Origin of the sequence: Halobacillus sp. ACCC02827, assembly GCF_030291935.1 — a bacterium.
GTDB lineage: Bacteria > Bacillota > Bacilli > Bacillales > Halobacillaceae > Halobacillus.
This window is the reverse complement of the sequence record NZ_CP128168.1, coordinates 410,235-433,775: the sequence shown is the minus strand read 5'-3', so window position 1 is coordinate 433,775 and position 23,541 is coordinate 410,235. Positions and strand designations below refer to the sequence as shown.

Here is a 23,541-nt window from a genome sequence, read left to right as displayed (position 1 = left end):
ACAGATTGGACTCTTCCACATAGTCATCCCCTCTATCTGCCTATTCTCATTCCTTTCACCCATTTTACCAGACGCCCTCCCCACCCTATCCAACTCCGCATATGGATACTATATCGATATCTATATAGATGATAAAAGGAGGAACGACATGGTACGAAGAGTAAGCCGATACAGGGCGTCCCTGCGGCAGCAAGCAGAGGAAGGACCTTCCTGTATGGTGACTGATTTGAATTATGTAGAAATCCCCCAGCCCGGCGGAAGAGAAGAAAGAGTGTTCACACTCCCGGATGGCACCCAGCTGGTCCTTCAACGCGTAAACATACGCATCACAGGGACCGTGACCGTCCTTTTGGAAACGGGAACGACGGATTCTACCGACTTTACGATTTGTGAAAGCTACTACTTGTGTGCGCCTACAGGAACCGACATTGAAGTCCGGGCCGCAGAAGCAGGCTGCCGGATTTGTACGGTTTCGACAAGCGAGGAAGGAACAGAGGTGACCATCACCATCGATCTCTGCCAGGATGTGCAGTCCGTCGCTTCTGTCGTTGTAGACTTAGAGGCAGGTTTCTGCAATCCGAGACAGCAGGAAGTGGAGCGCACGTGCCTCCCCCCTGTCCGTCCAAGGCAGTGCCCTGCCGTCTTCGGCGAAGAAGAGACGGATCCGGAACCAGAAACGTTTCCGACCCTTCAGTCGAGCTGCGTGGAAATACAACCTCAACAGGAGGAGAACCTCTGCATCCGCACGAACAGCGTTTATGATTGGATCAGAAGCAGAGTGGACGCGGAATTCACCGTCCTCTTCCCGCCGGTGTTCTGCCTTTATACCGTGACAGATACGGAAGGGGATTGTGGAGGAATCGTCGTCGGGGACACCATCTGTTATCCATGTGAAACCCCTTGTCCCCAAACGCTGCAATGCTCGAACGGGGTTTGCTCCCTGCTGCTTGAACTGACCGATGATGGATGTGTGACTTGTCCACCGGAAGCTGTAACCCTCCCGGCAGGATTCGCTTGTGAAGTACCCGGCCTTTCGTGTATTTATGTAGTGACAGAAGCGGACGGCGATTGCGGAGACCTTGTTGTCGGGGATTTGATCTGCCTGCCATGCGAGGCAGCCTGCGAGGATATCCTGCAATGCTCGAACGGGGATTGCACACTGATCTTATCCTTAACAGACGAAACATGTACCGTCTGTCCACTGGATGCCGTCCCGCTTCCTGCAGGGTTCGCTTGTGAAGTACCTGTCCTTTCCTGCGTCTATGAAGTGACAGAGGTCGAAGGAGACTGCACAGAAATCGTGGTCGGAGACGTACTTTGTTTCCCTTGTGAGGAGCCGTGTGAGGAAGTGCTGCAATGTACCAACGGCGTTTGCACACTTGTACTGAATAGAACGGAGGAAACATGTGTATTCTGTCCTCCTAATGCAGTGACCCTCCCCGAAGGCTTCTTCTGCGGTGTACCTTCCTGCGTGTATGCGGTCGGACTTATAGAAGGGGATTGCGGAGGTCTGGAAGAAGGCGATTTAATTTGTTTCCCTTGTGAGGAACCTTGTGCAGAAACGCTGATTTGCGGAAGCCAAACGTGCAGCCTCACATTGAATAGGACATCCGAAGAATGTCTACCTTGCCCGGTGGACGCTGTGCCTCTCCCTGCAGGAATTACCTGCAGCATTCAAGCAGGCCGCATTTACAATGTGAATCAACAGACGTTCTATGACTTGATCGCCGTCGCCGTTGCAGATGCGAACGACGGAGATACGTTGATCGTTACACCTGGAACCTACACCCAGACGGCTGCGCTTACCATTGATAAACCGTTGACCATCCGCGGCTTTTCCGCAGGCAGTACGCTCGTAGACTTCCCAGCACCCTTTACCGCTGAAACAGCCGTTTTCCTGCAGGCAGATGCGATTACACTGGAGAACCTCAGCTTCACTCGAACGTTCAGCGATGTGGCTCCTGATGAAACGTTAATCCGAATTCCTGCGCAAGGCGTCGGCGACTATTACAGCGGCATTGTCATCCGGGATTCCAACTTGACCGGCGGGGAACGGACGCTGATCGTAAACGTCGATGATTTCACGTTGGAGAACAATACCATCACCCACACAGGTGATGAGCAGTCCCTGGAAATACGTGGAGCGTTGGGTACTACGACAATCTCAGGGAACTCCTTCATCGGTGGAGCGACCAGTCTTGCCGCTATCCGCTTCCAGCCGAATACTCCGACGGATGAGTTCAGCGGAACCTTTTTAGTGGATGATAACACCATGGAGCGGCACAGCCAGTTCGTCTTCTTTGAAAACTCGGCTTTTACCAACGTTTCTATCTTTGTCCGCAGAAATACGATTAACCACCTGGACCGCGCGGGAAGCTCCATCATTTTCTATCCATTCAACTTCCCGGGTATTGATACGATTCTTATTGAAGAAAATAACATTACTAATCCGAACACCCAACGTTTAGCCGTGTATGTCGACTATAGGGATGGAGGCACCACTGCTCCTACCGCAGGACAGATCCAAGTGGTACGTAATACGTTGGCAGTCGCCTTGCCGTGGGGAAGAGCCTTCGATACCGTTTCTCCCGATGCGCCTGTTGGTTTCACTACCATCGGCATCCCATTCGGAATGTCGCTCACAGCCTTTGATTTAGTTGATAATACCATTATTCCTATTTAAGAAAAAAGAACTGTTAAATAATGAAAAAAAGGATGAACATTAAATACGTTCATCCTTTTTCTATATTCCCACCATAAGAAGATACATAGGCAGCAGGCGGCTTGCTGCTTAGAAACGTCTGGACAATGAAATCCCGCTTCGGCACATCTAAACGGTAGAGCGCTTCTACAACCCTTCCTTTATCATATGGTATTTCTCTCAGCTCGACTGATGCCTGCCCTTCCCCCAAATGAATAAGTGCATAACGCGCCAGCGGCTTATGGTAACAACCAAGCGCCCCCGGATTCAAATACATCCGCTTCTCCGTTTGAAAAAGATGCACCGGATGATGATGCCCGAAACAGACAATATCCCAGCTGCCTTCCACCTCCTCATAAAAATCGTCCAGCTTCCGGGCGGTCGGATGATAGTCCACCGGTTCAAAAGGATTCCGCCATATAGGGAATTCCCGTCTCGTTTCCTTCATATGATAATGCTGAAGAAGGATGTTGACCCCTTCCCGTTCCAGCGTGAGCTGCCTTGGTAGGGCGGTGAGCCAAGGGATGTAGGCGTCATCCAGGGATGCTGCCACCCATTCGTGATGAGCCCTGATGGTCTCACTCCGCTTCGGATACGCCTCTCCATGGATCAGAGCCAGCACCGCTTCTTCATGATTTCCACTTACGACCTGGACGTTCTCTCTTGCACAGATACAGGCCAGCACTTCATTCGGATGTGGACCAATGCCGATCAAATCGCCCAGGCAGAAGATTTCCGTAACGTCCGCGTGCTGCTCCATGTCTGCAAATACAGCCTCCAGCGCCTCCAAATTCCCGTGAATATCTGCAAGCACAGCGATTGTTTTCCTCATGGACAACCTCCATTTTCCGTATAGGACCTACCTCCATTATATTTGCCGGGAAGTAAGATTATGTAAACACAATGATCTGAACACTTTTTCCCCATAAAAAAGAAGGCCTCCGAAGAGACCTTCTTTCATAAAGTATTTATTCTACTGTACCAGCATCGGCAGGGTGTACACCGTGACGATAGAAGTCAGCATCGATTGGATCAAGCGGCTTACGGCCAAGGATAAGGTCCGCAGCTTTTTCAGCCAGCATCAATACTGGAGCGTGGATGTTACCGTTGGTTACGTAAGGCATAGCAGATGCATCGACAACGCGTACGTTATCAAGACCGTGAACTTTCATTGTGTTCGGGTCAACAACGGCCATCGGATCGGAAGCTGGTCCCATTTTCGCCGTACAAGACGGGTGAAGGGCCGTTTCCGCATCTTCACGTACCCAATCCAGGATTTCTTCATCAGATGTGACAGTTGGTCCTGGAGAGATTTCTCCGGCATTGTATTTCTTCATAGCAGGTTGCTGCATGATTTCACGAGTGATGCGGATCGCTTCGATCCACTCACGCTTATCTTGTTCTGTAGAAAGGTAGTTGTACACCATGCTTGGGTGTTCTTTCGGATCTTTGGAACGGATCTTCAAGGAACCACGTGCATCGGAGTACATTGGTCCGATGTGGACTTGGAAACCGTGATCTGTCGGTGCTTTTTGTCCGTCGTAACGTACGGCAACCGGCAGGAAGTGGAACATCAAGTTCGGATAGTCGACTTCGTCGTTGGAACGTACGAATCCGCCACCTTCGAAGTGGTTCGTCGCAGCTGGACCTGTGCGTCCAAGCATCCACTGAAGACCGATCCATGGGAACTTCTTGATATCAAGGTTCGGCTGTTCAGAAACAGGAACCGGGCAAGCGTGCTGTACGTACACTTCCAAGTGGTCCTGAAGGTTTTCACCGACACCAGGAAGGTCTACGACCGGCTTAATGCCGAGAGACTTCAGGTGTTCCGCATCACCGACACCGGAAAGTTGAAGCAGTTGTGGTGTATTGATCGCACCACCGGCAAGCACGATTTCTCCTGCTTTGACCGTATGCATCTTACCGTTACGCTTATACGTCAATCCTTTCGCCTTCGTACCATCGAAGTCGATGCTTGTAACGAATGCACGAGTCTTAACTGTAAGGTTCTCGCGGTCCATTACAGGGTGTAGATAAGCGCGGGAAGCAGATAGACGCTGTCCTTTGTACACGTGCTTATCGAACGGTCCGAATCCTTCTTGACGGAAGCCGTTTACATCTGGAGTTTTGTTATAACCAGCTTCTACAGCTGAGTTAAAGAAGGCTTGGAATAGAGGGTTTTTAGCTGGTCCGCGCTCCAATTTAATTGGACCGTCGTGGCCGCGAAGTTCATCATCCGGTGATCCTAGAGCATTTTCCAGACGTTTGAAGTATGGCAGGCAGTGTTTCCAATCCCAGTTCTCCATACCTTCATCAGCGCCCCAGCGCTCGTAGTCCATCGGGTTACCACGTTGGTAGATCATACCGTTGATGGAGCTGGATCCACCCAGTACTTTACCGCGGGCGTGCTTGATGCGACGACCGTTCATGTGTGGTTCAGGGTCTGATTCATATTTCCAGTCATAAAGGCTCTTACCTGCAGGGAACGGCAGGGCAGCTGGCATTTGGATCAAAAGGTCCCAGTTATAGTCACTGCGTCCAGCCTCAAGAACGAGTACATTTTTAGTTCCATCTGCACTTAGACGGTTACCCAGTACGGAACCCGCACTACCGCCACCAACAATTACAATATCATATGCTTCTGTCATATCTGTTCCTCCTTGGTGATGATTAGGATGGAGGGATGCAGGTCCATCCTGCTCCCTCCTCCTTCTATTTAAAAAAAGTAATTTACAAGAGTGTCTTCCTTAACCGGATAGCTGCTCGGAATTAAAACCAGTTGATTTGTTCCGGTTTAAGGTTTTGGAAAATGTGTTTTGTTTCTGTGTATTCTTCAAGCCCAAGTTTACCAAGTTCACGACCGATACCGGACTGCTTAAATCCACCCCATGGTGCGTGTGGGAAGTAAAGGTTGAATTCATTGATCCAAACCGTACCCATGCGCATCTTAGCAGCACAGCGCTCGGCTTTTACGATGTCATTCGTGAACACACCGCCGGCAAGACCATAAATAGAATCATTGGAAAGTTTAACAGCTTCTTCTTCTGTGCTGAATTTCTCAACAGTGATGACAGGTCCGAATGCTTCTTCCTGTACCACGGTCATGTCTGTCGTACAATCTGTGAAGATCGTAGGCAGATAGAAGAATCCTTTCTGCAGTTCCGGATCTTCCGGACGTTTACCACCGGCAGCAAGAGTCGCACCTTCTTTGATTCCTGCTTCTACATACTTCTCTACTTTCGCAAGGTGCTCCGCAGAAATCAGCGGCCCCATTTGTGTATCTTCATCAAATCCGCTGCCGAGTTTGAAGTTGTTCACACGGTCAACCAGTGCCTGAACGAAGTCATCATGAATGCTTTCTTCCACGATCAAACGTGTACCTGCAGAGCAGATCTGGCCTGCGTGGAAGAATACGCCGTTCAACGCCTGATCGACAGCCAATTCGAAATCAGCGTCGGCGAAGATGATGTTCGGGTTCTTACCGCCAAGCTCAAGTGCCAGCTTCTTCACGTTGGAGCTTGCCGCCTGCATGATCTTCTTACCTGTCACGATTCCTCCTGTGAAGGAAATAAGATCAACGTCTTCGCTGCTGGAAAGCTCCGCCCCGATGGTATCTCCTGCACCAAGGACAAGGTTGACAACACCTGCAGGCACTCCCGCTTCCTCCATCAATTGGAACGTCTTGATCGTTGTAAGTGGTGTGATCTCACTCGGCTTCATAACAAGCGTGTTTCCGGTAACTAGTGCCGGAGCAAGTTTCCATGAAGCTTGTAACAGAGGATAGTTCCAAGGAGTGATTTGACCACAAACACCGACTGGTTCATGTACAACTCTGCTGACAGAGTTCGGAATTGGAGAAGGGATGATTTCGCCGCCGTCCTTATCTGCAATCTCTGCATAATAACGGAACACGCCTGCGATGTCGTCCATATCTCCGCGGCTTTCTTCTACTGTTTTACCTGTGTCCAGAGACTCAAGGTAAGCAAGTTCTTCCTTATCTCTTTCAATAAGTTCCGCAATCTTACGTACGATTGCTCCACGCTCTGTAGAAGGAGTAGTCGCCCAGTCCCCTTGATCGAACGCTGCTCTCGCTGCTGCGATCGCTTCTTTTGCTTCGGTTTCATCGCCTTCCGGTACGGTCGCGATTACTTCCTGGTTATATGGGTTAATGATGTCACGCGTCTTCTCGGAATCCGCGCCTACCCATTTCCCGTTAATATAATGCTGCATTTGTAATTTAAGATCCATTTTTATCAACTCCACCTTTGAAGTAGATTAACTTTGTTAAGAATTTATTTAACGTTTTTAACACTAACACGAGAAAAAAATCATGTCAAACGTATTTCGGCATCAAATGTGCTTTCTTCGAAGATAACTCCTGGAATCCTTCTCTTATGCGAAAAATTGGACAGGTCAACTTCCTGAAAGTTACAATTATATTTGACATTCTCTCCAAACGAGTTATTATGAAGTTCGTTAAGAAGATTTGAAAAAAATTTAACACGATTTACTTTTCATCTGAAGGAGCGACCCTATGAGTGAATCTAAAGTAAACCCAAATGACAAAATAGAAGAAGCCAAAGATAAAGTCATAGGCGCCATTGCAGAGACGATGGATACGTACGGGGTGACCCCGGCTGCCGCGAACCTTTATGCGACCATGTACTTTGAAGATCAAATGACGCTTGATGAAATGCGTACAGAACTGGGCATGAGCAAACCGAGCATGAGTACCAGCGTCCGCAAACTCCAGGAAATCGAAATGGTCAAAAAAACATTTACACGCGGATCCAGAAAACACACCTATATAGCAGAAAAGAATTTCTTCCGTTCCTTTATGGCGTTTTACTGTCAAATGTGGGAACGGGAAGTGAAAACGAACCTGGCTGCAATAGCAGAAGCACAAGAAGATTTCATCGATGTCATGAAAGACGCCAAAAGCACGCAGGACGATGTGGCGAAAGCAAAGAAATACTACGATCAATTGGAAGAATCAAAAACCTATTACCACTGGCTGGATGACTTGGTCGAGAGGATCAGGAGCGGTAAGATCTTCGATTTCTTACCGAAAGAGCAGAGAGATTAAGTATAGACCGGACAGAAACGCTTCATACAGGCTCTTTGGCTGTATTAATGTTCCTTTTGTACGTAAAATTTATACCCATCAGCTATGGCATCTAAACAGTATTATTTTTACAAATAAAGCCTGGAGCACATCTCAATGTGCTCCAGGCTTTATTTGATTCCTTCTTATTGTAAACTGCTGTTTCCCGGCCTATGGAAACCTGGGTAAAAATAATACGTAAGATAACCTGACAACAAAACTGAATTTTCAGAACATTTATGGTTAACTATGGTTACATTGCATACATAGGAGGAATAGCCATTCGAAACGAAGCAGAAATACATAAAAGACAGACGCAATCCAAACAACTCCAAGAACCCCCTGTTGGTTGGAGGGAAAGAATCAAATCGCTCGGTCCTGCCCTGATCGTCGCTGCGTGCATCGTCGGCCCCGGAACGGTTACGACCGTCTCCATCGCCGGAGCAAGCTACGGCTTCCAAGCGATGTGGATTCTTATCATCGCCTGCTTGACGGCCTACTACTTTCAGAAACCGGTCGTTAAGTTCACCATCAAAACGAAAATGTCCGCTATGGATGGAATCCGTCTCTATATGGGGAAATGGTGGTCCGGCACGATTTATTTCGCCCTGCTGCTCGGAGCGATCGCTTTCCAGGCCGGTAACTTCACCGGAGCGGCACTGGCACTGAACTTCTTCCTCCCCTCCATCTCCATCCTGACATGGGTCGCCATTCTTGCCGTCTCCGCCATCGTCGTATCCTGGATCGGCATTTACCGGTTACTCGAAAATATCAACCGCGTCTTCATCGGACTTATGGTCCTTTCCTTTGTTCTGACCGTATTCCTTTCCGGTCCCGACCTCGGAGCATTGGTCACCACCGGATTCTCCTTCCAGGTTCCGGATCAGAATTACTGGCTCGTGCTGGCGCTGATCGCAACGACCCTGCCACCCAATACCGCTCTCGGGCTGTCCGCATTTATTAAGAACAAATATAAAGAGGAGCAGACCCTTTCCAAAGCAGCACAGCTGAAGCTCGCCCACTTTGACTTACGGACGAACCTCAGCATCGCAGCGATCATCTCGATCTCCATCCTGATTTGCGCCGGAACGGCCATTTACGGCACAGGCACCGAGATCACGAGCGCTGCAGACATGGCTTATCAATTGACCCCCCTTCTCGGTCAATACGCAGGTGTCCTTTTCTCGTTAGGGTTATGGGCCGCCGGGTTTTCTTCCGGACTTTTCAACATCTCCGTCCAACCTGCCTTATACGGTCAGGCGTTCGGAAAATCGGAAGACACAAGAACATCTACGAACCGCGCGCTTATGCTGATTGCGGGCATCACACCGATTGTGGTTGTCATGGCTTTCGGTCAAATGCCGATCCAATTGATTATGGGAGCACAGGCATTGAACGGGCTGCTTCTGCCTATGATCGTCGGTTCGATCTGGTATATCTGCAACAAGCCGGGCGTTTTAGGCAGCCACCTCAATACGCGGGGACAGAACATTATGTACGGGATCGTCATGCTGATCGTCTGCTTCCTTACGCTGCGAGTGCTCTTAAGTGTTACCGGATTGATTTAAATGGAGGATTAGCCCTATAAAGAAATGCCCTGCCGAAGCGAAGACGGCAGGGCATTTTCTCTGGATACGTACTTGGAGCGACTGCACCAAAACTCCGGCTCCGATAATGATATACTGAAGTCTAAGAACCGTTCCATCTGCACAACCGTGGTCGATCTTTTTCAACGGAGGTATTATACATTGGAAGCTGTTTTAGAAAAGCATGCTTATGACCCCCTGTTCCCTTTCGTCTATATGTACAGGATCGCAGGCAACACAGAGGATCCTCTCGTTTCTTTTCATTTTCACGATTGGTATGAGCTTGTCGTCGTTCACGAGGGCCGTGGACACTTTTTCATTGATAAGCACGTCTATCCAATGGAAAAAGGACAGATTTTTCATATTTCCGGGGAAATTATACATAAAGCGATCCCTGATCAAAAGGAGCCCTTCCTTTGTTCGGTGCTTCTATTTAAACCGACCCTGATCCACTCGAAAGAACTGAATGAATCCTTTTCCTATTTCGATCCATTCCTTAAGAATGGGTTTACCAGCCGTCTTCCCCAGGCAGGTTTCAAAGAAATAGAATCCTTCCTTGAACAGATGGACGAGGAAAAGAAAGAATGGAAAGGCAAGGGCTCGAAACACGCCCTTCAGCTCTATCTGCACTGGATTTTACTGATCCTGAACCGTGAATCGAAGGAGCTGCTTCCACCCGAGGCTTCCACAACTTCTTCGAGAAGGGAATCATGGATGAACGAAGTCCTTTTGTTTATCGACGAAACGATGTGGAAAGAGCAGCTCACCCTGGAGAAGCTGGCCAAAGAAGCACTCGTCACACCGGAACATTTCAGCCGCACGTTCAAAAAAACGACCGGATTCACCCTTCCTCAGTATATAAACTTGAAACGTTTGATAAAGGCGAAGGAATTATTAAAAACAACGGACTACTCCATTTCTTACATTGCCGACATATGCGGATTTAAGAGCCTGTCTTATTTCCACACGCTGTTCCGAAAAGGGATCGGCACGACACCAAGAAAATACCGGACAGACCATTCCGACAAACAGCCTTAATTTATTCGAGCTCCTTCTCTACGAAGGATTTCATCCATAGGCATACGTCCCAGAGATCTGCAGCAGGCGCTTGAGTATAAGGCAGCGTTTGCATGTAAGGCGAAGGCCCGTATTCCGGTGTAAAGGTAGTAAACCGATGGCCTTCCTTCTTCCTCTCCTCCGCCACGCGCTTCCACCACCCCAAATGAGAGTGGAGTTCCATTTGATAATGACTGTCCCGGGGGTCCGGTACCTGCGGGCCCTGCGCATACCCTACCCGCGAATGCACATGGATCGTTCGTTCACATGCCGTTTGAACAGCCTTCCCGTATCTCTCCAACAAGGACTCTGTCACACACACCCAGTGACTGAAATCAGCCGTGATCTTCAAATCCTCTATAGTGTTCAACAGCTTTTCGGTCGTCCAAGGTGTAAACAGAGGCCTGCTGCGATGCGTTTCGTGCCCGACAATAAGACCGAGCTCCTTCTCTACTCGAACCGCTTCCGTGAAAAAATCGAACTGTTCCCGTTCACCCATATCGTCGCGCCCGCTCTGCGCATTGACGAGTAAGGGAGCGAATTCCACACAGGCCGCGGCCTGCGCTTGGAACGATTCTTTTGTTTCTGCGAAGATTTGAGCCACGTAATCCAGCTCATAAGAATGCAGCAGGTCTTTAAATAAGGCCGCATTCTTCTTGGACGGCAAGGGGGCCTCTATTCCCTGGTAGCCACTCTCGGCAATTTTCCTCACTTGTTCCTCCAGGGAGCCCGTCATCCCCCATAACGATTTGATCGGTTTCACTTTCATCCTGAACACCCCTTTTTCTTCAAAAAAAGAAACGACCCCGTCGAGCCGCTTCCCTTTTTCTACCTATACTTATTTCTGATAAACTATCGGGTTCAACCGACTGTCTACCAAGTCCCCTTCGCCAAGTCCCGGCAGCCACTGCTGCTGATCTTTTTTCCTTGCGGCGGTATCGATGGCGGAGACCTGCGCCCCGTCGGCTACGTAGATGACCGTCATCACTTCCCGTGTTTGATCGGTCGGGTTCCCCGGCGCACTGTGGAGCGTCCACCCATTATGGAAGGTCGCGTCCCCCGCCTTCATTGCCCCGTGCGTCACAATGTCATAGGCTTTCTCCTCAATACGCCGGCCTAAAGTGGCATGGGAGTCATCCGAGATTCCCAGTTTACTAACATATCCCTCCAACTGGGACTTGGAAGCGAAGGATAACGATCCCATCTCTTCGCTTATATCCACCAGAGGCATCCACATGGTGATGGTGTTGGTTGTATCCAAAGGCCAGAATGTCTGGTCCTGGTGCCACGGAGTGTGACCGCCGCCCGGCTCTTTATAAAGGGCCTGATCATGATAGATCCGAACTCCTTCTACCCCTAACAGGTCGGCCGCAACCTTACCGAACCGCTCCGCCATTACGAATTTCTCTACTTCCTTCGACTTTTCCCATAGATTCATGACCTGCAGGAAGGCCTTACCGAAAGTATCCCTTTCTTCTAACGGGGCGGCCTGCTTGGCATAATCCTGTACCGCATCTTTGATTACGTTCCTGTACGTCCGAATCTCCTCCTGTGCGGCCAGGTTTCGAATACACACATGCCCCTTCTCCTGGTACTCTTCCACAAGCTGCGCGGACAACGGGAACTCATTTTCCAAATCAGGTAACGAAGATATTCCACCATTCATTTTCTGTTTCCTCCTTTATATTTGCTACACCCTTATTTTAAGAAGAATACCCGGAGCATTGTTTAAGATAATTAAGGTAAAAAGTGCTCATTCTTGATGTTTTATTAATCAACAAAAAAAGTCCCGGCGGAAGTCGTCTTATCCCTTCCGCCGGGACTGAAAGATTACGAGATAGAAGAAAACATGAAACGATGGCTTAACTGACGTTCACTTTATTAAAGAACTGGAGCAGATTGTTTTGAATCGATTGGATAGGACCTTTGAAGAGAGCATCGGGATCGGAATTGTATTCCAGATGAATAGGAAGCGTCCATAGACTGCCGGAGAACGGGACCATTTGGGTGGAAGCTGCATAACTCTGCGAAAAATAATGCTGGAAGATCGATGCAGGGAGAATAGAGTAGCCGATGCCTTTGGATATGCAGGAAGCAAGGATATTCAAGTCATCTACTTCCTGAAATCGATGAACGTCCAAGTGGCTGATCGCGCTGGTAATAAAACGTATATTATTGGCAAGAACCGGATTATCAAAAACCAAATACGGTTTATTCAGGAGCCCTACATTCTTCGGGTCCCCCTTGATCGCTGCATAATCCTTCTTCGAACAAACGAGAACCATTTCATCTTCATAGATAGGCGTACTCGTAAACGGTGTCTCCTTCTCGTTCTGATAGAAGATATTCACGTGCGTGCATTCATACTCCATCAGATCCTTCAATATATTCGTCGGCCGCGTCACGAACCGGTATTCGATGTCAGGAAAACTCAGCGCCATCTCTGTAATGATCTGCTCGGTGAAAATCGGCGCCAGCCATATGTTCATTCCGATTCGAAAGACCTTCGGATCGTTGGATATCGTTTTGAAGGAATAGTTATGCTGGGTCGCATCGGCACCGGTCAAGCGGAAAGAAGCATTACTCAGTTCCTGAAGCAGCTGCACGGCATTCGGCAGGAAATGGTACCCTTCCTTGGACAAGGTGACTCCCTCCCAGCTTCTAGTAAGCAGAACAAAGCCGAGCTCTTCTTCTAATTTGCGGATTCTCGTACTTAACGTAGGCTGGGTAATATGTAATAGATTCGCTGCTTTGGAAATGCTCTTTGTTTTGGCCACGGACAAAAACGACTCTAATCCCTCAAAATCCATTCAATATCCCCCTTAAATATTTCAGAATATTCTATATATAATAGCCTAAGTTCCTATCCTGCACAAGCTCTCCCACCAAGATATTAAAAAAATCTATATCCCCGCTCCGCCCTTTCCCTGTGCACGAGAGGCAAGGTATAAAAATTATCTATTACTTCCTCCCACCCCCGGCGTGCTACGATTTTTTTATAGAAAAAGATGTCGATAGAGACGCTGGCCTGCATACATTCGCTTCATTAAATAGAAGGAGGAATTACATTGACGAATCCACACGACGAGAAGTTGATCGGTGACATGAAAGAACAGGTCATTACTTGGAGAAGGCACTTCCATGAGTATCCGGAATTATCGTTCGAGGAAGTAAACACCTCGCAATTTGTCTACGATACGCTGCAATCCTTCGGGGGACTGGAGGTCAGCAGACCGACAAAAACGAGTGTCGTTGCCAGATTGAAAGGCAAATACCCCGGCCGTACGCTGGGGCTCCGGGCAGATATGGATGCTTTGCCGATCCAGGAAGAGAACGATGCCGATTTCCGTTCCACCGTGGACGGCGTCATGCATGCCTGCGGACATGACGGCCATACCGCCATGCTTCTCGGTGCAGCGAAAATACTAAGCGGCCAGAAAGACGAACTCAGCGGGGACATCAAGTTCATCTTCCAGCATGCCGAAGAGCTTCCGCCCGGCGGTGCACAGGAACTTGTCCGTGCCGGTGTGATGGATGGTGTAGATCTTATCGTCGGCCTGCACCTTGCCTCTACACTTCCACGAGGGAAATTCGGCATCGGTTATGGTCCCGTTACATCCAACTCCGACACCTTCGATTTGAAAATCATCGGCAAAGGCGGCCATTCGTCCCAGCCTGAGAATTCCATCGATCCTATCGTGATGGGAGCACAAGTCATCAACAACCTTCAGCACATCGTTTCGAGAAACACTTCCCCGTCAGAGAAGCTCGTCGTATCCACCACCACATTAAAAGCAGGAATCGCCAAAAACGTCATCCCCGGACATGTGGAAATCGGCGGATCCGTTCGATCGTTCGACAAAGAGGTCCGGGAGAATGCGGTCCAACTGATTGAACGGATTGCCCGCGGCATCACAGACGCTCATGGAGGCGACTATGAATTGGATTACCATTATGGATATTCTTCGGTCATCAACGACGAATCCTTAACGAAGACCGTCGAAGAAACCATCGTGGAACAGTTCGGAGAAAACTGGCTGCAGAAGACGGGCTCCATCATGGGCGGAGAAGATTTCTCGGCATATTTGACCGAGGCCCCGGGATGCTTCATCCCCGTCGGCGCAGGTAATGTAGAGAAAGACATCGTCTACCCCCATCACCACCCTAAATTTTCTGTAGATGAAGATGCACTGGAAGACGGGCTTCGCTTATTAATAAGCCTCTCGAAGAAAATACTCACCAAGGACAGCCAAAAGACGTTACTGACCAAAGCCTGATCCAAAATCCTAAGCACCTTAACCTAGAGAGGGGTATTCTATGAGTCCGGTAACAGCAACCTTAATCATTCTGGCTATCATTACAGTCGGCGAAGTCGTTTCCATACGCTCCAGGGCAAAAATCCCGACGTTATTAGTCGTGATGATCGGATTTTTCGTCTTAATTCAGACAGGCGTCCTTCCAACCAATATTATCGAAGCGTCCACCTTCGCTATTGTCGGCGCCGTTCTACAGCCGGCCCTGCTCGTTCATATGGGAACGTTGATCCCTATGAAAGTGATGAAAAGCCAGTATAAAGCCGTACTCATCACGCTGATCGGCTTAGTATTCTCCGTCGCCTTCATCCTGTTGATCGTCCCGCCGATCTTCGGCTACAGCACAGGCGTCGCCGGAGCCGGTCCATTGACAGGCGGGCTGATTGCCTACCTGGTCACGGCCGAAGCGCTGCAAAAAGCAGGCTTGGTCTCCTTGTTAGCCATTCCTATCATCGTACTGACGCTTCAAGGGTTGGTCGGGATGCCGCTGACGTCCATCCTCTTAAGAAAGCACGGCTTAAAAATCCGCACGGCCATGGAAGGCCGCACGATGACGGCTGCCGCTACAGCAGCGGAAGCGCTCCCTCCTGCCAGTCTATTGGACGAGGAACAATCGGAAGAGAAACCGAAAAGGCAGCTCATTCCTGAACGCTACCAGCAATCAAGCTTCATCCTTCTGTTCTTAGTCTTCGTCGGAGGAGCCATCGCAGTAGGATTGGAGAGCCTGACCGGCATCAGCTACAGCTTGTTCGGATTAGTGATCGGGATCGCAGGCGCCTACCTCGGCATCTACCCTGCCAAAGTATTGGAAAAAGCCAACGGATTCAGCATCGCGATGCTCGGCTTGATCTTCATCGTGACCGGTTCCTTGGTCGGCATCACGATCGCTGATATCACAGCCGTCCTTCCGGCTGTCGCCACCATCATTGTCGTCGGAACCATCGGTCTGATCGTCGGCGGAACCATCGGGTCGAAAATTTTCAAATGGGACCCTGCCAAAGGCATATCCGTCACCTTGACTGCTATGTACGGCTTCCCCGGTGATTACCTCATATGTGAAGAGGTCAGCCGGAGCATCGGCAGGACGAAGGAAGAAGAAGAAGCCATCCTCAACGAGATTCTGCCCCCGATGCTGATCGGCGGATTCACCTCCGTAACGATCGGGTCCGTCATTATCGCCAGCATTCTTGTCCAAACCATCTGATGAAGGAGAGATACATGTGAGCTACAAACTAATCAAAAACGGCACCCTCCTTGACGGTACGGGTGCCGAGCCCATCCCCGATGCAGTGGTTCTCATCAACGGGACGAAAATCGAAGCCGTCGGCAGCGACATCCACCTGCCGGAAGATATTGAGGTCGAGGTCATTGATGCCGATCAAGGCTATATCCTCCCCGGCCTGATTGATACACACGTGCATATGGTCATGGAGTTGAAGGACATCGGAGAGAGCCTCAACGAACCGTTCACCTTGAAATTCTACCAAGCGATCCACTACATGAAACGAACGCTCGACGCCGGAGTAACAACGATCCGCGATGCCGGATTCACCGACGTCGGAGTGAAAACAGCCGTCGAACAAGGCCTCGTCGCAGGTCCAAGAATGCAGGTCAGCATCAATCCCCTCACCATTACCGGCGGCCACGGCGACTCCTGGAGACACTCCGGCATCGACGCCACACCGAAGAGCTACCCGGGTCTCCCGAGCGGCATCTGCGACGGCCCCGAACAAGTCCGGAAAAAGGTGAGAGAAATGCTGCGGGCAGGCGCCGACGTCATTAAAGTCCACGCCACCGGAGGAGTGATGAGTCCCACCGACCATCCCGAATTCACCCAGTTCTCCGAAGAAGAACTGGCGATCATCGTCCAAGAAGCCACCTATCGCAAAGGCGTGAAAGTCATGGCTCACGCCCAAGGGGCAGAAGGAATCAAAAACGCCGTCAAAGCCGGTATCCACTCGATCGAACACGGCATCTTCCTTGATGACGAAGCCATCGAACTGATGCTCGAGAACGGCACCTACCTCGTACCGACCCTGTTAGCTCCCGTTTCCGTCCTGGAAGCCAGTGAACAGAACGATGACATGCCCGATTTCGCCGTCCAGAAAGCCAAAGAAGTCATCGACATCCATAAAGAAAGCATCGCCAAAGCCTATCAAGCAGGCGTGAAAATAGCGATGGGCACCGACGCCGGCGTCATGGCCCACGGCACCAACCTGAGAGAACTCGGCTTGATGTGCGACATCGGCATGACGCCAATGGAAGCCATTACCGCCTCCACAAAAGTCGCAGCCGAATGTATGGGATGGGACGACAAGCTTGGAACGATAGAATCAGGGAAACTCGCAGACCTGATCATTACGAAGCACAACCCACTGGAAGATATCAGATCGCTTGAAGACCCGGATGCGATTGTCACGGTTATCAAGGACGGGGTGATCGAGAAGAATTTGTTGTCTGTGGGTACGGAGAGCTTGACGTACAGTTCTTTATGACATAATTGATAGAGAAAAAAAGCCTGGCAGGAGTTCAACAGACTCGTGACAGGCTTTTTCTTTCCGTTAATACCGACATTATTTGCTTAGACAATAAAGAACCTCCTACACTAACGCCACTGACAGGACGATAGAGTAAAAGGTTAAAAACTAAAATATCATTTTCAAAATTAACTTAGTAAAAACATTGTCATGCCAGTAGCTGTTAATACCGCTAAACCGAACGCTCCCATGGCAAGCCAACTTGGTGTGCTATTCTTTTTCTTCACAATTAAATATTCGCATACTCTCACCACAGTGTAAATAAAGAAAGCCGGAATAAAAAGTGTTTCAAATGTAATGGGACCGTTAAATGCAATCATTAACGAAACGAAAATCATTCCATAGACTATGACTGACATAAACCCATTACTAATAGGATTTAAAATGCCGTTTTCTCTTTGAAAAGAATTAGTAGCCATACGAGATATCACCTACCTTTGGTTAGCCAAAGCAGTATCTTTTAACGCCTGCAATGCCAAAAATTTCAGCTGCTGCTCCTCCACCGATAGTTAACCAATCATCCACATTGGATGCTCCAGCCAATAATTTCACAGTGTTCTTGACGCCTCCAAGCGCTTTAATAGCTCGATATGCTTTTGCACTTGGAACAAATACAACGGCAATAGACGCTGTGCATTTAGTTGCATCCCAAACGCCTCCCCAGAATCCAAGCGAAACAACTTCAGAAGTTCCTGTTGATTTAGAGGCAACAAGCTCCCCTTGTTTTTCCACTTTAACTGATTCAACGTCTGATGAAAATTGTACAGAAGACCCAAGAACTTCAAACATCTTATTCAATTCTGCAATTTCTTCCTTGTCCTTGGCCAGTATAATATCCTCTTTAAATTCTTCTTTATCAAAGTTCGGATCAAACAAACCGTTTAGAAATGTTTGTTTATCTTCTTCTTCTAAGTTCTCTAAAATACCATCAATGGCTACGTATTGCTCCCATAATTCATCTTCACGTTTTTGTTCCTCATATTCATTCGCTTGCTTTCTCAGTGTCAAGGACGTTCCATTTTCTAGCTTAGCGTTTACAACTACTTATCAAAAAAAGCCTGATATGAGATAAGCAGACTCATGTCAGGCTTTTTAAAATATAATTTATTGATCCGCAAACTATGTGTGATAAGAATTTCAGTAAAGAAGTTTCATACCCTAAAAACCCACTTGGCTTACAGCATATGTGGCATGCTCCGTGCTGAATCCTTCAAACGTTAATTGATCGATCAACCCCTGTCTTGAAAAAGAGGTGTAGTCAAGATAATCCTGCGCCATCATAACAGCCTGCTCCTGCCAATCCACCGTAATATTCTCCACAGCAAAAGCAGCTTCCTCCTGGCTGAACCCCTCAAACACTAACTGTTCCATCAATCCAGACTTGGAAAAGGCCGTGTAATTAAGGTAGTCTTCCGCCATGGAAATCGCCTGTTCCTGAGAAAGAGTTAAGCTGTTTTCTTCCGCTTCTGCAGCTTTACGCTCCTCTTCAGCCTTTCGTTCCTCCTCTTCTTTCCTGGCTTGCTCTTCAGCCTCCTTCGCTTCCTGTTCTTTCTGGGCCTGTTCTTCTGCTTCCCTGGCCTCCTGCTCTTCCTGCTTTTGTTCTTCAGCTTCCTCAGCCTCTAGCTCTTCCTGCTCCGCCTTATCTTCCGCCTCCGTATCCTCTTCAGAAGTATCCACTGCTGCATCTTCAGAAACAGGAGAATCTTCCTCCATGGATCCAACAACAAACACCAGGACTAATACTGCCAAAAGGCAGCCGCCCGATTTGGCGAAATTACCGCGTCTGCTCCCTTTGCCTGCCAATGCCAAGACAACAAAGAATACCACACCGGCTAAAGCAGCTAACATTAAAAGTACTAAAAACGTATCCACTGATCCATCTCCCCCCAATAAGAAATGAAACACAAATACTACTATGGATATATATGCTTACGTCATTAAGAAAATTAAAGGAAAAGTCCCCAGAAGTTCAAGGCACTTCTGGGGACAGGTTATAATTCTTGTGTTTTATTTTAATCGGCCATAGAAAGGTTATATGAATAACACCTTTTCAACCAAGGGTTGGAGGAAAGGTTACATCATGCCGCCCATGGTTTCCCCCATTTAAATAGAGTATATTAATACCTCAAATAATAGTAATTAGAAGATTTTGTAGTAATCAATTAAGATACCTTATATAATGCCCCTTAAACACTCATGAGAAATAGTATGTCACGCAATCAATATAAAAAGGCACCACCTTTTGACGTGGTACCTCTATATCTCATAAATCTCTTCATTTTCTGCTTTTATATCAATCGGCAAACCAATCCTTGAAAAATTGAAAGCAAAATTGTGAGCCAAGTGTTCCCTGTATGGCGGCAGCAAACGCAAACGATTCCCCGGCTTTTCTTTCACAATTTTATTGATTGAGTTCACAGGAATTCTGTAACTATCTCTAAGCCCTACTATATGATACGTAAAACTAAAATCACTCTCAAAAAATGAGTTTAATAGATAGTAATCCAGCGTTTCCCCTTTTCTTAACTTATCAAAGAGTGAAACTTTCTTTTTCCTTTGACCCTTGGTTTTTAAATCTTCAAAATCAAAATCTTCCACACCTTCAGCCTCATAGTGTTGTTCCATTCTGGCCTTCAGATAATTTTTCACAGGTTCTATTGGACAAAGAGTGATTTCATCAACCTTAGGCTCATCGTTTTCCAGATCGCAAGCTTGAGTCATGACTATGACATCAATTATCGCGCCTCTTTTTTTAAAATAAGGATATTCATCATGCTCTTCGAGAATAGACACTGGACAATCTAAAATTATATCTCCTTGCGTTACATCTTTCGAATTCTCTACAACTTCATACCACTGAAACCCCAATATTAATGAACCCCCTTAAATATCAAAAGTTTTCTTAGGTTTTATCTTATAATTACTTTCTTCAACCTCAGAAAAACTTTTATCCCGGAAATTCATTTTTAATTTATTATCGTACGATTCACTACCTTGCAACTCAAAGCTTTCTTTTGGTGTAAAAGAATAATAAGCGTACTCGACAGCATCTTCGACTGTGGAGAAATCCATTTCTCGCTTGTCATCCATAGGTAGAGCCCCTTCCGTAATCGGGCTAACGGCAATATTATAAAAGCCTGTAGTACCACTGTATGACATAGGGGTAGATCTCATGATAACTTTCTCATGTCTCTTTGGATACATCTTCGTTCCCTGTAGAGTATTAGAAAAAGCAGGAGCATGATTCGCAACGGCAGTTGTACCAGATGCCATACAGGCTATTAAGCCAACCTTTATAAAATATTGAGCCACGACTTTATTACTGATTGAACTTTTCGGAGAATAAACTGTGAAATCACCATTAGTCTGCATCTCTGGAGCTACCATTATTCATCACCTCTCTTAAATGCCGGAATAGGGAAATTTCCTATTTGCCCTTTTGGTTCATAAAGTTCCGTTTCATAAATACCTTCAACAGGAATATCTACATTCCTAATATCCATTGCTATATAAACACCTTGATGTTTCAATGGATGCTTTGGATTAAATTCGAAGTGAAGCTTTGACATCTCTGTGTCCAACAATATCTCACCATCAGGACCTTTAAATACAATCCTGATTTCTTGATTTCTATCTAAGCCAATTAACCCAAAAACAATTGAAAAGGAAAAATTCCCAGGTAATGAATTAGGTCGAATTATGTCTAATAATTCATTAATCTTCGGCTTTGGATGTGACTCATCAAATTCGGCTCTGTCGCAATATACAAATGAAGATACCTTTGCCAATTTTCCCTTCCCTCCTACACTACTTCTCTCACCGTATATTATAAATTCTCTAGATAGGTGTTACTTCCTTTAATTAATTATAACCTTTTTAGAGGTATTTTTAAACGTTTTTAGCGCAACCATCATTTCCTCGGTTAAAAGGGAGAAAGAAGGTGATCCCTTTATTCAGTTGGGTTGTCATGTACACCTCATCCGTATCCACAGCAAAGAACACTACCTCGCGTTTCTTAAACTGAAACAAAAGCTCTTTTGGGTCCCGATCTTTTCGGAATTGATTCATGGAATTTTCCACCGTCTGACCGGTCAACTGATTCTTCAGTTCCATCACAACCAGAGGTAATCCATTCAATGAACTTCCCCATAAAGTCTAGATACTCTTTCATTTGTTCAGGAGAATGAAAGTGATTAGTAATACTTTTTTCCATCCCCTCTGTCAGTCGATTGATCTCCTCTTTGACCTTTTCCGGTGATTTCTGTTTGTAGGGTCGTTTAGTCTTCGCCATGATCCCCAGCTCCCTCACTGATGTTCATGAGTTCTTCCATTTCTTCCTCATCGTAATTAGATTCTGTATTTAATCTCCGCTTCTTTGTTTTCTTATGAGAAGGGGTGAGTAGAGTATTTTTGTTCACGCATTCCAAGAAATACATGCACCCCCCACCTGCTTTGTTAATTCAAATATCCTACAGAAAACAAAAAAAGCTACTTCCTTTTCTCAAGGAAGTAGCTTTTCTTATAATTCATTAATCATAATGCTTCGTAAGCGGGTGTGTAAGGAAAGACCTTACATCATGCCGCCCATTCCGCCCATGCCGCCCATATCAGGCATGCCGCCGCCAGCATTCTCTTCAGGAATGTCTGCGACTACCGCTTCTGTTGTCAAGAACATAGCGGCTACGGAAGCTGCGTTTTGAAGCGCAGAACGCGTTACTTTCGTTGGGTCGACGATACCTTGTTCGACCATGTTTACCCATTCGCCTGTTGCTGCGTTGAATCCTACGCCTACGTCTTCGCCTTTCAGACGTTCAACGATGATGGATCCTTCCAGACCGGCGTTGTGAGCGATTTGGCGGACCGGCTCTTCCAAGGCGCGAAGGACGATGCTTGCACCAGTCGCTTCATCGTCGGAAAGCTCAAGGCCTTTGACAGAGTTGATGATGTTGACTAGAGCTGTACCACCACCGGCAACGATACCTTCTTCTACAGCTGCTCGTGTAGAGTTAAGGGCGTCTTCGATACGTAGTTTACGCTCTTTCAATTCTGTTTCTGTAGCTGCTCCTACTTTGATGACAGCTACGCCGCCGGAAAGTTTAGCAAGGCGCTCTTGCAGTTTTTCTTTGTCGAATTCAGAAGTTGTTTCTTCTGACTGGGCACGGATTTGTGCAACGCGGGCAGAGATCTGCTCTGGATTGCCGGCACCTTCGACGATAGTAGTGTTTTCTTTTGTGATGACGGCTTTGGACGCGCGTCCAAGCTGGTCGATTGTTGTATTCTTCAGATCAAGTCCAAGGTCTTCTGTGATCACTTGGCCGCCTGTAAGTGTTGCGATATCTTCAAGCATCGCTTTACGACGGTCACCGAATCCTGGAGCTTTGACAGCTACAGCGTTGAATGTACCGCGTAGTTTGTTGACGACGATCGTCGCAAGTGCTTCGCCTTCTACGTCTTCAGAGATCAATAGAAGTGGCTTGGACTGCTGGACGACCTGCTCAAGGACAGGAAGAACTTCCTGGATGTTGTTGATTTTCTTATCTGTAATCAAGATGTACGGATCTTCAAGAACCGCTTCCATCTTGTCTTGGTCTGTGACCATGTATGGAGAAGCGTATCCGCGGTCGAACTGCATACCCTCCACCACTTCAAGCTCCGTGTTGAATCCTTTAGATTCTTCGATCGTGATGACACCGTCGTTACCAACGCGTTCCATCGCTTCAGCAATCAGCTGGCCTACTTCGTTGTCGGCAGCAGAGATGCTCGCTACCTGTGCGATAGACTCGCGGCCTTCGATCGGCTTGGAGATTTTGCGAAGTTCTTCTGTAGCAACAGCTGTTGCTTGTTCAATTCCGCGGCGGATTCCTACTGGGTTCGCACCGGAAGTGACGTTCTTCAGTCCTTCGCGGATCATCGCTTGTGCAAGAACCGTCGCTGTAGTCGTACCGTCCCCGGCTACATCGTTTGTTTTGGAAGCTACTTCAGAAACGAGCTGTGCTCCCATGTTTTCGAACTGGTCTTCCAATTCGATTTCTTTCGCGATAGTCACACCATCGTTCGTGATCAGTGGAGAACCGTATTTTTTATCCAAAACGACGTTACGTCCTTTTGGTCCGAGTGTTACTTTTACAGCATCTGCTAATGTATCAACACCACGAAGCATGGAGCGTCGTGCGTCTTCACTAAATTTGATTTCTTTAGCCATTTAAAAATGCCCTCCTCATTAAAATCGTATTTCTAAGTATTT

At 47.5% G+C, this 23,541-nt stretch carries 21 protein-coding genes and 1 pseudogene; 7 read left to right on the top strand and 15 right to left on the bottom strand.

Features of this window, described 5'->3' with window-relative positions:
* Positions 1-148 precede the first annotated feature (148 nt).
* A complete protein-coding gene (locus QRD89_RS02375; RefSeq protein ID WP_286096226.1) occupies positions 149-2,683 on the top strand; it encodes a BMQ_0737 family morphogenetic spore coat protein in 2,535 nt (844 codons plus the stop codon).
* A gap of 49 nt (positions 2,684-2,732) precedes the next feature.
* Here QRD89_RS02375 and QRD89_RS02370 read toward each other — a convergent pair whose 3' ends face one another.
* The 3 genes from QRD89_RS02370 to betB form a co-directional block, all read right to left on the bottom strand.
* Entirely contained in the window at positions 2,733-3,533 is an 801-nt protein-coding gene (locus QRD89_RS02370) for a metallophosphoesterase family protein (protein ID WP_286096225.1), read from the bottom strand.
* A 136-nt stretch (positions 3,534-3,669) separates the two neighbouring features.
* Positions 3,670-5,349 carry a choline dehydrogenase gene (betA, locus tag QRD89_RS02365; protein WP_008638953.1) on the bottom strand — a complete coding sequence of 560 codons (1,680 nt, stop codon included), beginning with the start codon at positions 5,347-5,349 and terminating at the stop codon, positions 3,670-3,672.
* A 121-nt stretch (positions 5,350-5,470) separates the two neighbouring features.
* The gene (gene betB / locus QRD89_RS02360) at positions 5,471-6,949 is read right to left on the bottom strand and encodes a betaine-aldehyde dehydrogenase (protein WP_286096224.1); all 1,479 of its coding nucleotides are present in this window, start codon (positions 6,947-6,949) and stop codon (positions 5,471-5,473) included.
* 286 nt (positions 6,950-7,235) lie between these two features.
* On the opposite strand from betB, the gene cudC reads away from it, so the two are divergent.
* From cudC to QRD89_RS02345, 3 genes are all read left to right on the top strand, one after another.
* Positions 7,236-7,787, top strand: a complete 552-nt coding sequence (gene cudC, locus QRD89_RS02355) for a choline uptake/conversion transcriptional regulator CudC (RefSeq protein ID WP_286096223.1) — start codon at positions 7,236-7,238, stop codon at positions 7,785-7,787.
* Positions 7,788-8,044: 257 nt separating this feature from the next.
* On the top strand, positions 8,045-9,373 hold the full coding sequence (locus QRD89_RS02350) for an Nramp family divalent metal transporter (RefSeq protein ID WP_286096222.1): 1,329 nt from the start codon (positions 8,045-8,047) through the stop codon (positions 9,371-9,373).
* Positions 9,374-9,397: 24 nt separating this feature from the next.
* Entirely contained in the window at positions 9,398-10,429 is a 1,032-nt protein-coding gene (locus QRD89_RS02345) for an AraC family transcriptional regulator (protein ID WP_286096221.1), read from the top strand.
* Position 10,430: 1 nt separating this feature from the next.
* On the opposite strand, the gene QRD89_RS02340 is transcribed toward QRD89_RS02345, so the two are convergent.
* From QRD89_RS02340 to QRD89_RS02330, 3 genes are all read right to left on the bottom strand, one after another.
* Positions 10,431-11,216: a sugar phosphate isomerase/epimerase family protein gene (locus tag QRD89_RS02340; RefSeq protein ID WP_286096220.1), complete on the bottom strand. Its 786-nt coding sequence runs from the start codon at positions 11,214-11,216 to the stop codon at positions 10,431-10,433.
* Positions 11,217-11,285: 69 nt separating this feature from the next.
* A complete protein-coding gene (locus QRD89_RS02335; RefSeq protein ID WP_286096219.1) occupies positions 11,286-12,113 on the bottom strand; it encodes a phytanoyl-CoA dioxygenase family protein in 828 nt (275 codons plus the stop codon).
* Positions 12,114-12,309: 196 nt separating this feature from the next.
* Positions 12,310-13,257 (bottom strand): LysR family transcriptional regulator, encoded by a 948-nt coding sequence (locus QRD89_RS02330; protein ID WP_286096218.1) that lies wholly within the window; start codon positions 13,255-13,257, stop codon positions 12,310-12,312.
* Between the two features lie 258 nt (positions 13,258-13,515).
* Between QRD89_RS02330 and QRD89_RS02325 the strand changes: the two genes are divergently transcribed.
* From QRD89_RS02325 to QRD89_RS02315, 3 genes are read left to right on the top strand one after another with little or no spacing between them, the layout of a single operon-like run.
* Positions 13,516-14,724: a M20 metallopeptidase family protein gene (locus QRD89_RS02325; protein WP_286096217.1), complete on the top strand. Its 1,209-nt coding sequence runs from the start codon at positions 13,516-13,518 to the stop codon at positions 14,722-14,724.
* A gap of 40 nt (positions 14,725-14,764) precedes the next feature.
* The gene (locus QRD89_RS02320; RefSeq protein ID WP_286096216.1) at positions 14,765-15,964 is read left to right on the top strand and encodes a hypothetical protein; all 1,200 of its coding nucleotides are present in this window, start codon (positions 14,765-14,767) and stop codon (positions 15,962-15,964) included.
* A gap of 16 nt (positions 15,965-15,980) precedes the next feature.
* Positions 15,981-17,255, top strand: a complete 1,275-nt coding sequence (locus QRD89_RS02315; RefSeq protein ID WP_286096215.1) for a metal-dependent hydrolase family protein — start codon at positions 15,981-15,983, stop codon at positions 17,253-17,255.
* Positions 17,256-17,425: 170 nt separating this feature from the next.
* Here QRD89_RS02315 and QRD89_RS02310 read toward each other — a convergent pair whose 3' ends face one another.
* The 9 genes and pseudogenes from QRD89_RS02310 to groL form a co-directional block, all read right to left on the bottom strand.
* Entirely contained in the window at positions 17,426-17,716 is a 291-nt protein-coding gene (locus QRD89_RS02310; RefSeq protein WP_286096214.1) for a hypothetical protein, read from the bottom strand.
* Between the two features lie 22 nt (positions 17,717-17,738).
* The gene (locus QRD89_RS02305) at positions 17,739-18,305 is read right to left on the bottom strand and encodes a hypothetical protein (protein ID WP_286096213.1); all 567 of its coding nucleotides are present in this window, start codon (positions 18,303-18,305) and stop codon (positions 17,739-17,741) included.
* A gap of 150 nt (positions 18,306-18,455) precedes the next feature.
* Entirely contained in the window at positions 18,456-19,169 is a 714-nt protein-coding gene (locus tag QRD89_RS02300; protein ID WP_286096212.1) for an Ltp family lipoprotein, read from the bottom strand.
* 384 nt (positions 19,170-19,553) lie between these two features.
* Positions 19,554-20,165: a hypothetical protein gene (locus QRD89_RS02295; RefSeq protein WP_286096211.1), complete on the bottom strand. Its 612-nt coding sequence runs from the start codon at positions 20,163-20,165 to the stop codon at positions 19,554-19,556.
* A 15-nt stretch (positions 20,166-20,180) separates the two neighbouring features.
* On the bottom strand, positions 20,181-20,684 hold the full coding sequence (locus QRD89_RS02290) for a hypothetical protein (RefSeq protein ID WP_286096210.1): 504 nt from the start codon (positions 20,682-20,684) through the stop codon (positions 20,181-20,183).
* Positions 20,684-21,085 (bottom strand): DUF6941 family protein, encoded by a 402-nt coding sequence (locus QRD89_RS02285; RefSeq protein ID WP_286096209.1) that lies wholly within the window; start codon positions 21,083-21,085, stop codon positions 20,684-20,686. Before QRD89_RS02285 ends, QRD89_RS02290 begins: the two co-directional genes overlap by 1 nt.
* Positions 21,086-21,203: 118 nt before the next feature.
* A pseudogene (locus QRD89_RS02280) lies at positions 21,204-21,434 on the bottom strand (type I restriction endonuclease); the annotation flags it as partial.
* A gap of 140 nt (positions 21,435-21,574) precedes the next feature.
* Positions 21,575-21,733: a hypothetical protein gene (locus QRD89_RS02275; RefSeq protein WP_286096208.1), complete on the bottom strand. Its 159-nt coding sequence runs from the start codon at positions 21,731-21,733 to the stop codon at positions 21,575-21,577.
* 134 nt (positions 21,734-21,867) lie between these two features.
* The gene (gene groL, locus QRD89_RS02270; RefSeq protein WP_026578832.1) at positions 21,868-23,499 is read right to left on the bottom strand and encodes a chaperonin GroEL; all 1,632 of its coding nucleotides are present in this window, start codon (positions 23,497-23,499) and stop codon (positions 21,868-21,870) included.
* Positions 23,500-23,541 lie beyond the last annotated feature (42 nt).

Excerpts from the sequence above, each read along its gene's own strand:
- QRD89_RS02375 (WP_286096226.1), top strand. The coding sequence starts at position 149 with ATGGTACGAAGAGTAAGCCGATACAGGGCGTCCCTGCGGCAGCAAGCA.
- QRD89_RS02370 (WP_286096225.1), bottom strand. The coding sequence starts at position 3,533 with ATGAGGAAAACAATCGCTGTGCTTGCAGATATTCACGGGAATTTGGAG.
- betA (WP_008638953.1), bottom strand. The coding sequence starts at position 5,349 with ATGACAGAAGCATATGATATTGTAATTGTTGGTGGCGGTAGTGCGGGT.
- betB (WP_286096224.1), bottom strand. The coding sequence starts at position 6,949 with ATGGATCTTAAATTACAAATGCAGCATTATATTAACGGGAAATGGGTA.
- cudC (WP_286096223.1), top strand. The coding sequence starts at position 7,236 with ATGAGTGAATCTAAAGTAAACCCAAATGACAAAATAGAAGAAGCCAAA.
- QRD89_RS02350 (WP_286096222.1), top strand. The coding sequence starts at position 8,045 with ATGGTTAACTATGGTTACATTGCATACATAGGAGGAATAGCCATTCGA.
- QRD89_RS02345 (WP_286096221.1), top strand. The coding sequence starts at position 9,398 with ATGCCCTGCCGAAGCGAAGACGGCAGGGCATTTTCTCTGGATACGTAC.
- QRD89_RS02340 (WP_286096220.1), bottom strand. The coding sequence starts at position 11,216 with ATGAAAGTGAAACCGATCAAATCGTTATGGGGGATGACGGGCTCCCTG.
- QRD89_RS02335 (WP_286096219.1), bottom strand. The coding sequence starts at position 12,113 with ATGAATGGTGGAATATCTTCGTTACCTGATTTGGAAAATGAGTTCCCG.
- QRD89_RS02330 (WP_286096218.1), bottom strand. The coding sequence starts at position 13,257 with ATGGATTTTGAGGGATTAGAGTCGTTTTTGTCCGTGGCCAAAACAAAG.
- QRD89_RS02320 (WP_286096216.1), top strand. The coding sequence starts at position 14,765 with ATGAGTCCGGTAACAGCAACCTTAATCATTCTGGCTATCATTACAGTC.
- QRD89_RS02310 (WP_286096214.1), bottom strand. The coding sequence starts at position 17,716 with ATGGCTACTAATTCTTTTCAAAGAGAAAACGGCATTTTAAATCCTATT.
- QRD89_RS02290 (WP_286096210.1), bottom strand. The coding sequence starts at position 20,684 with ATGGTAGCTCCAGAGATGCAGACTAATGGTGATTTCACAGTTTATTCT.
- QRD89_RS02275 (WP_286096208.1), bottom strand. The coding sequence starts at position 21,733 with ATGTATTTCTTGGAATGCGTGAACAAAAATACTCTACTCACCCCTTCT.
- groL (WP_026578832.1), bottom strand. The coding sequence starts at position 23,499 with ATGGCTAAAGAAATCAAATTTAGTGAAGACGCACGACGCTCCATGCTT.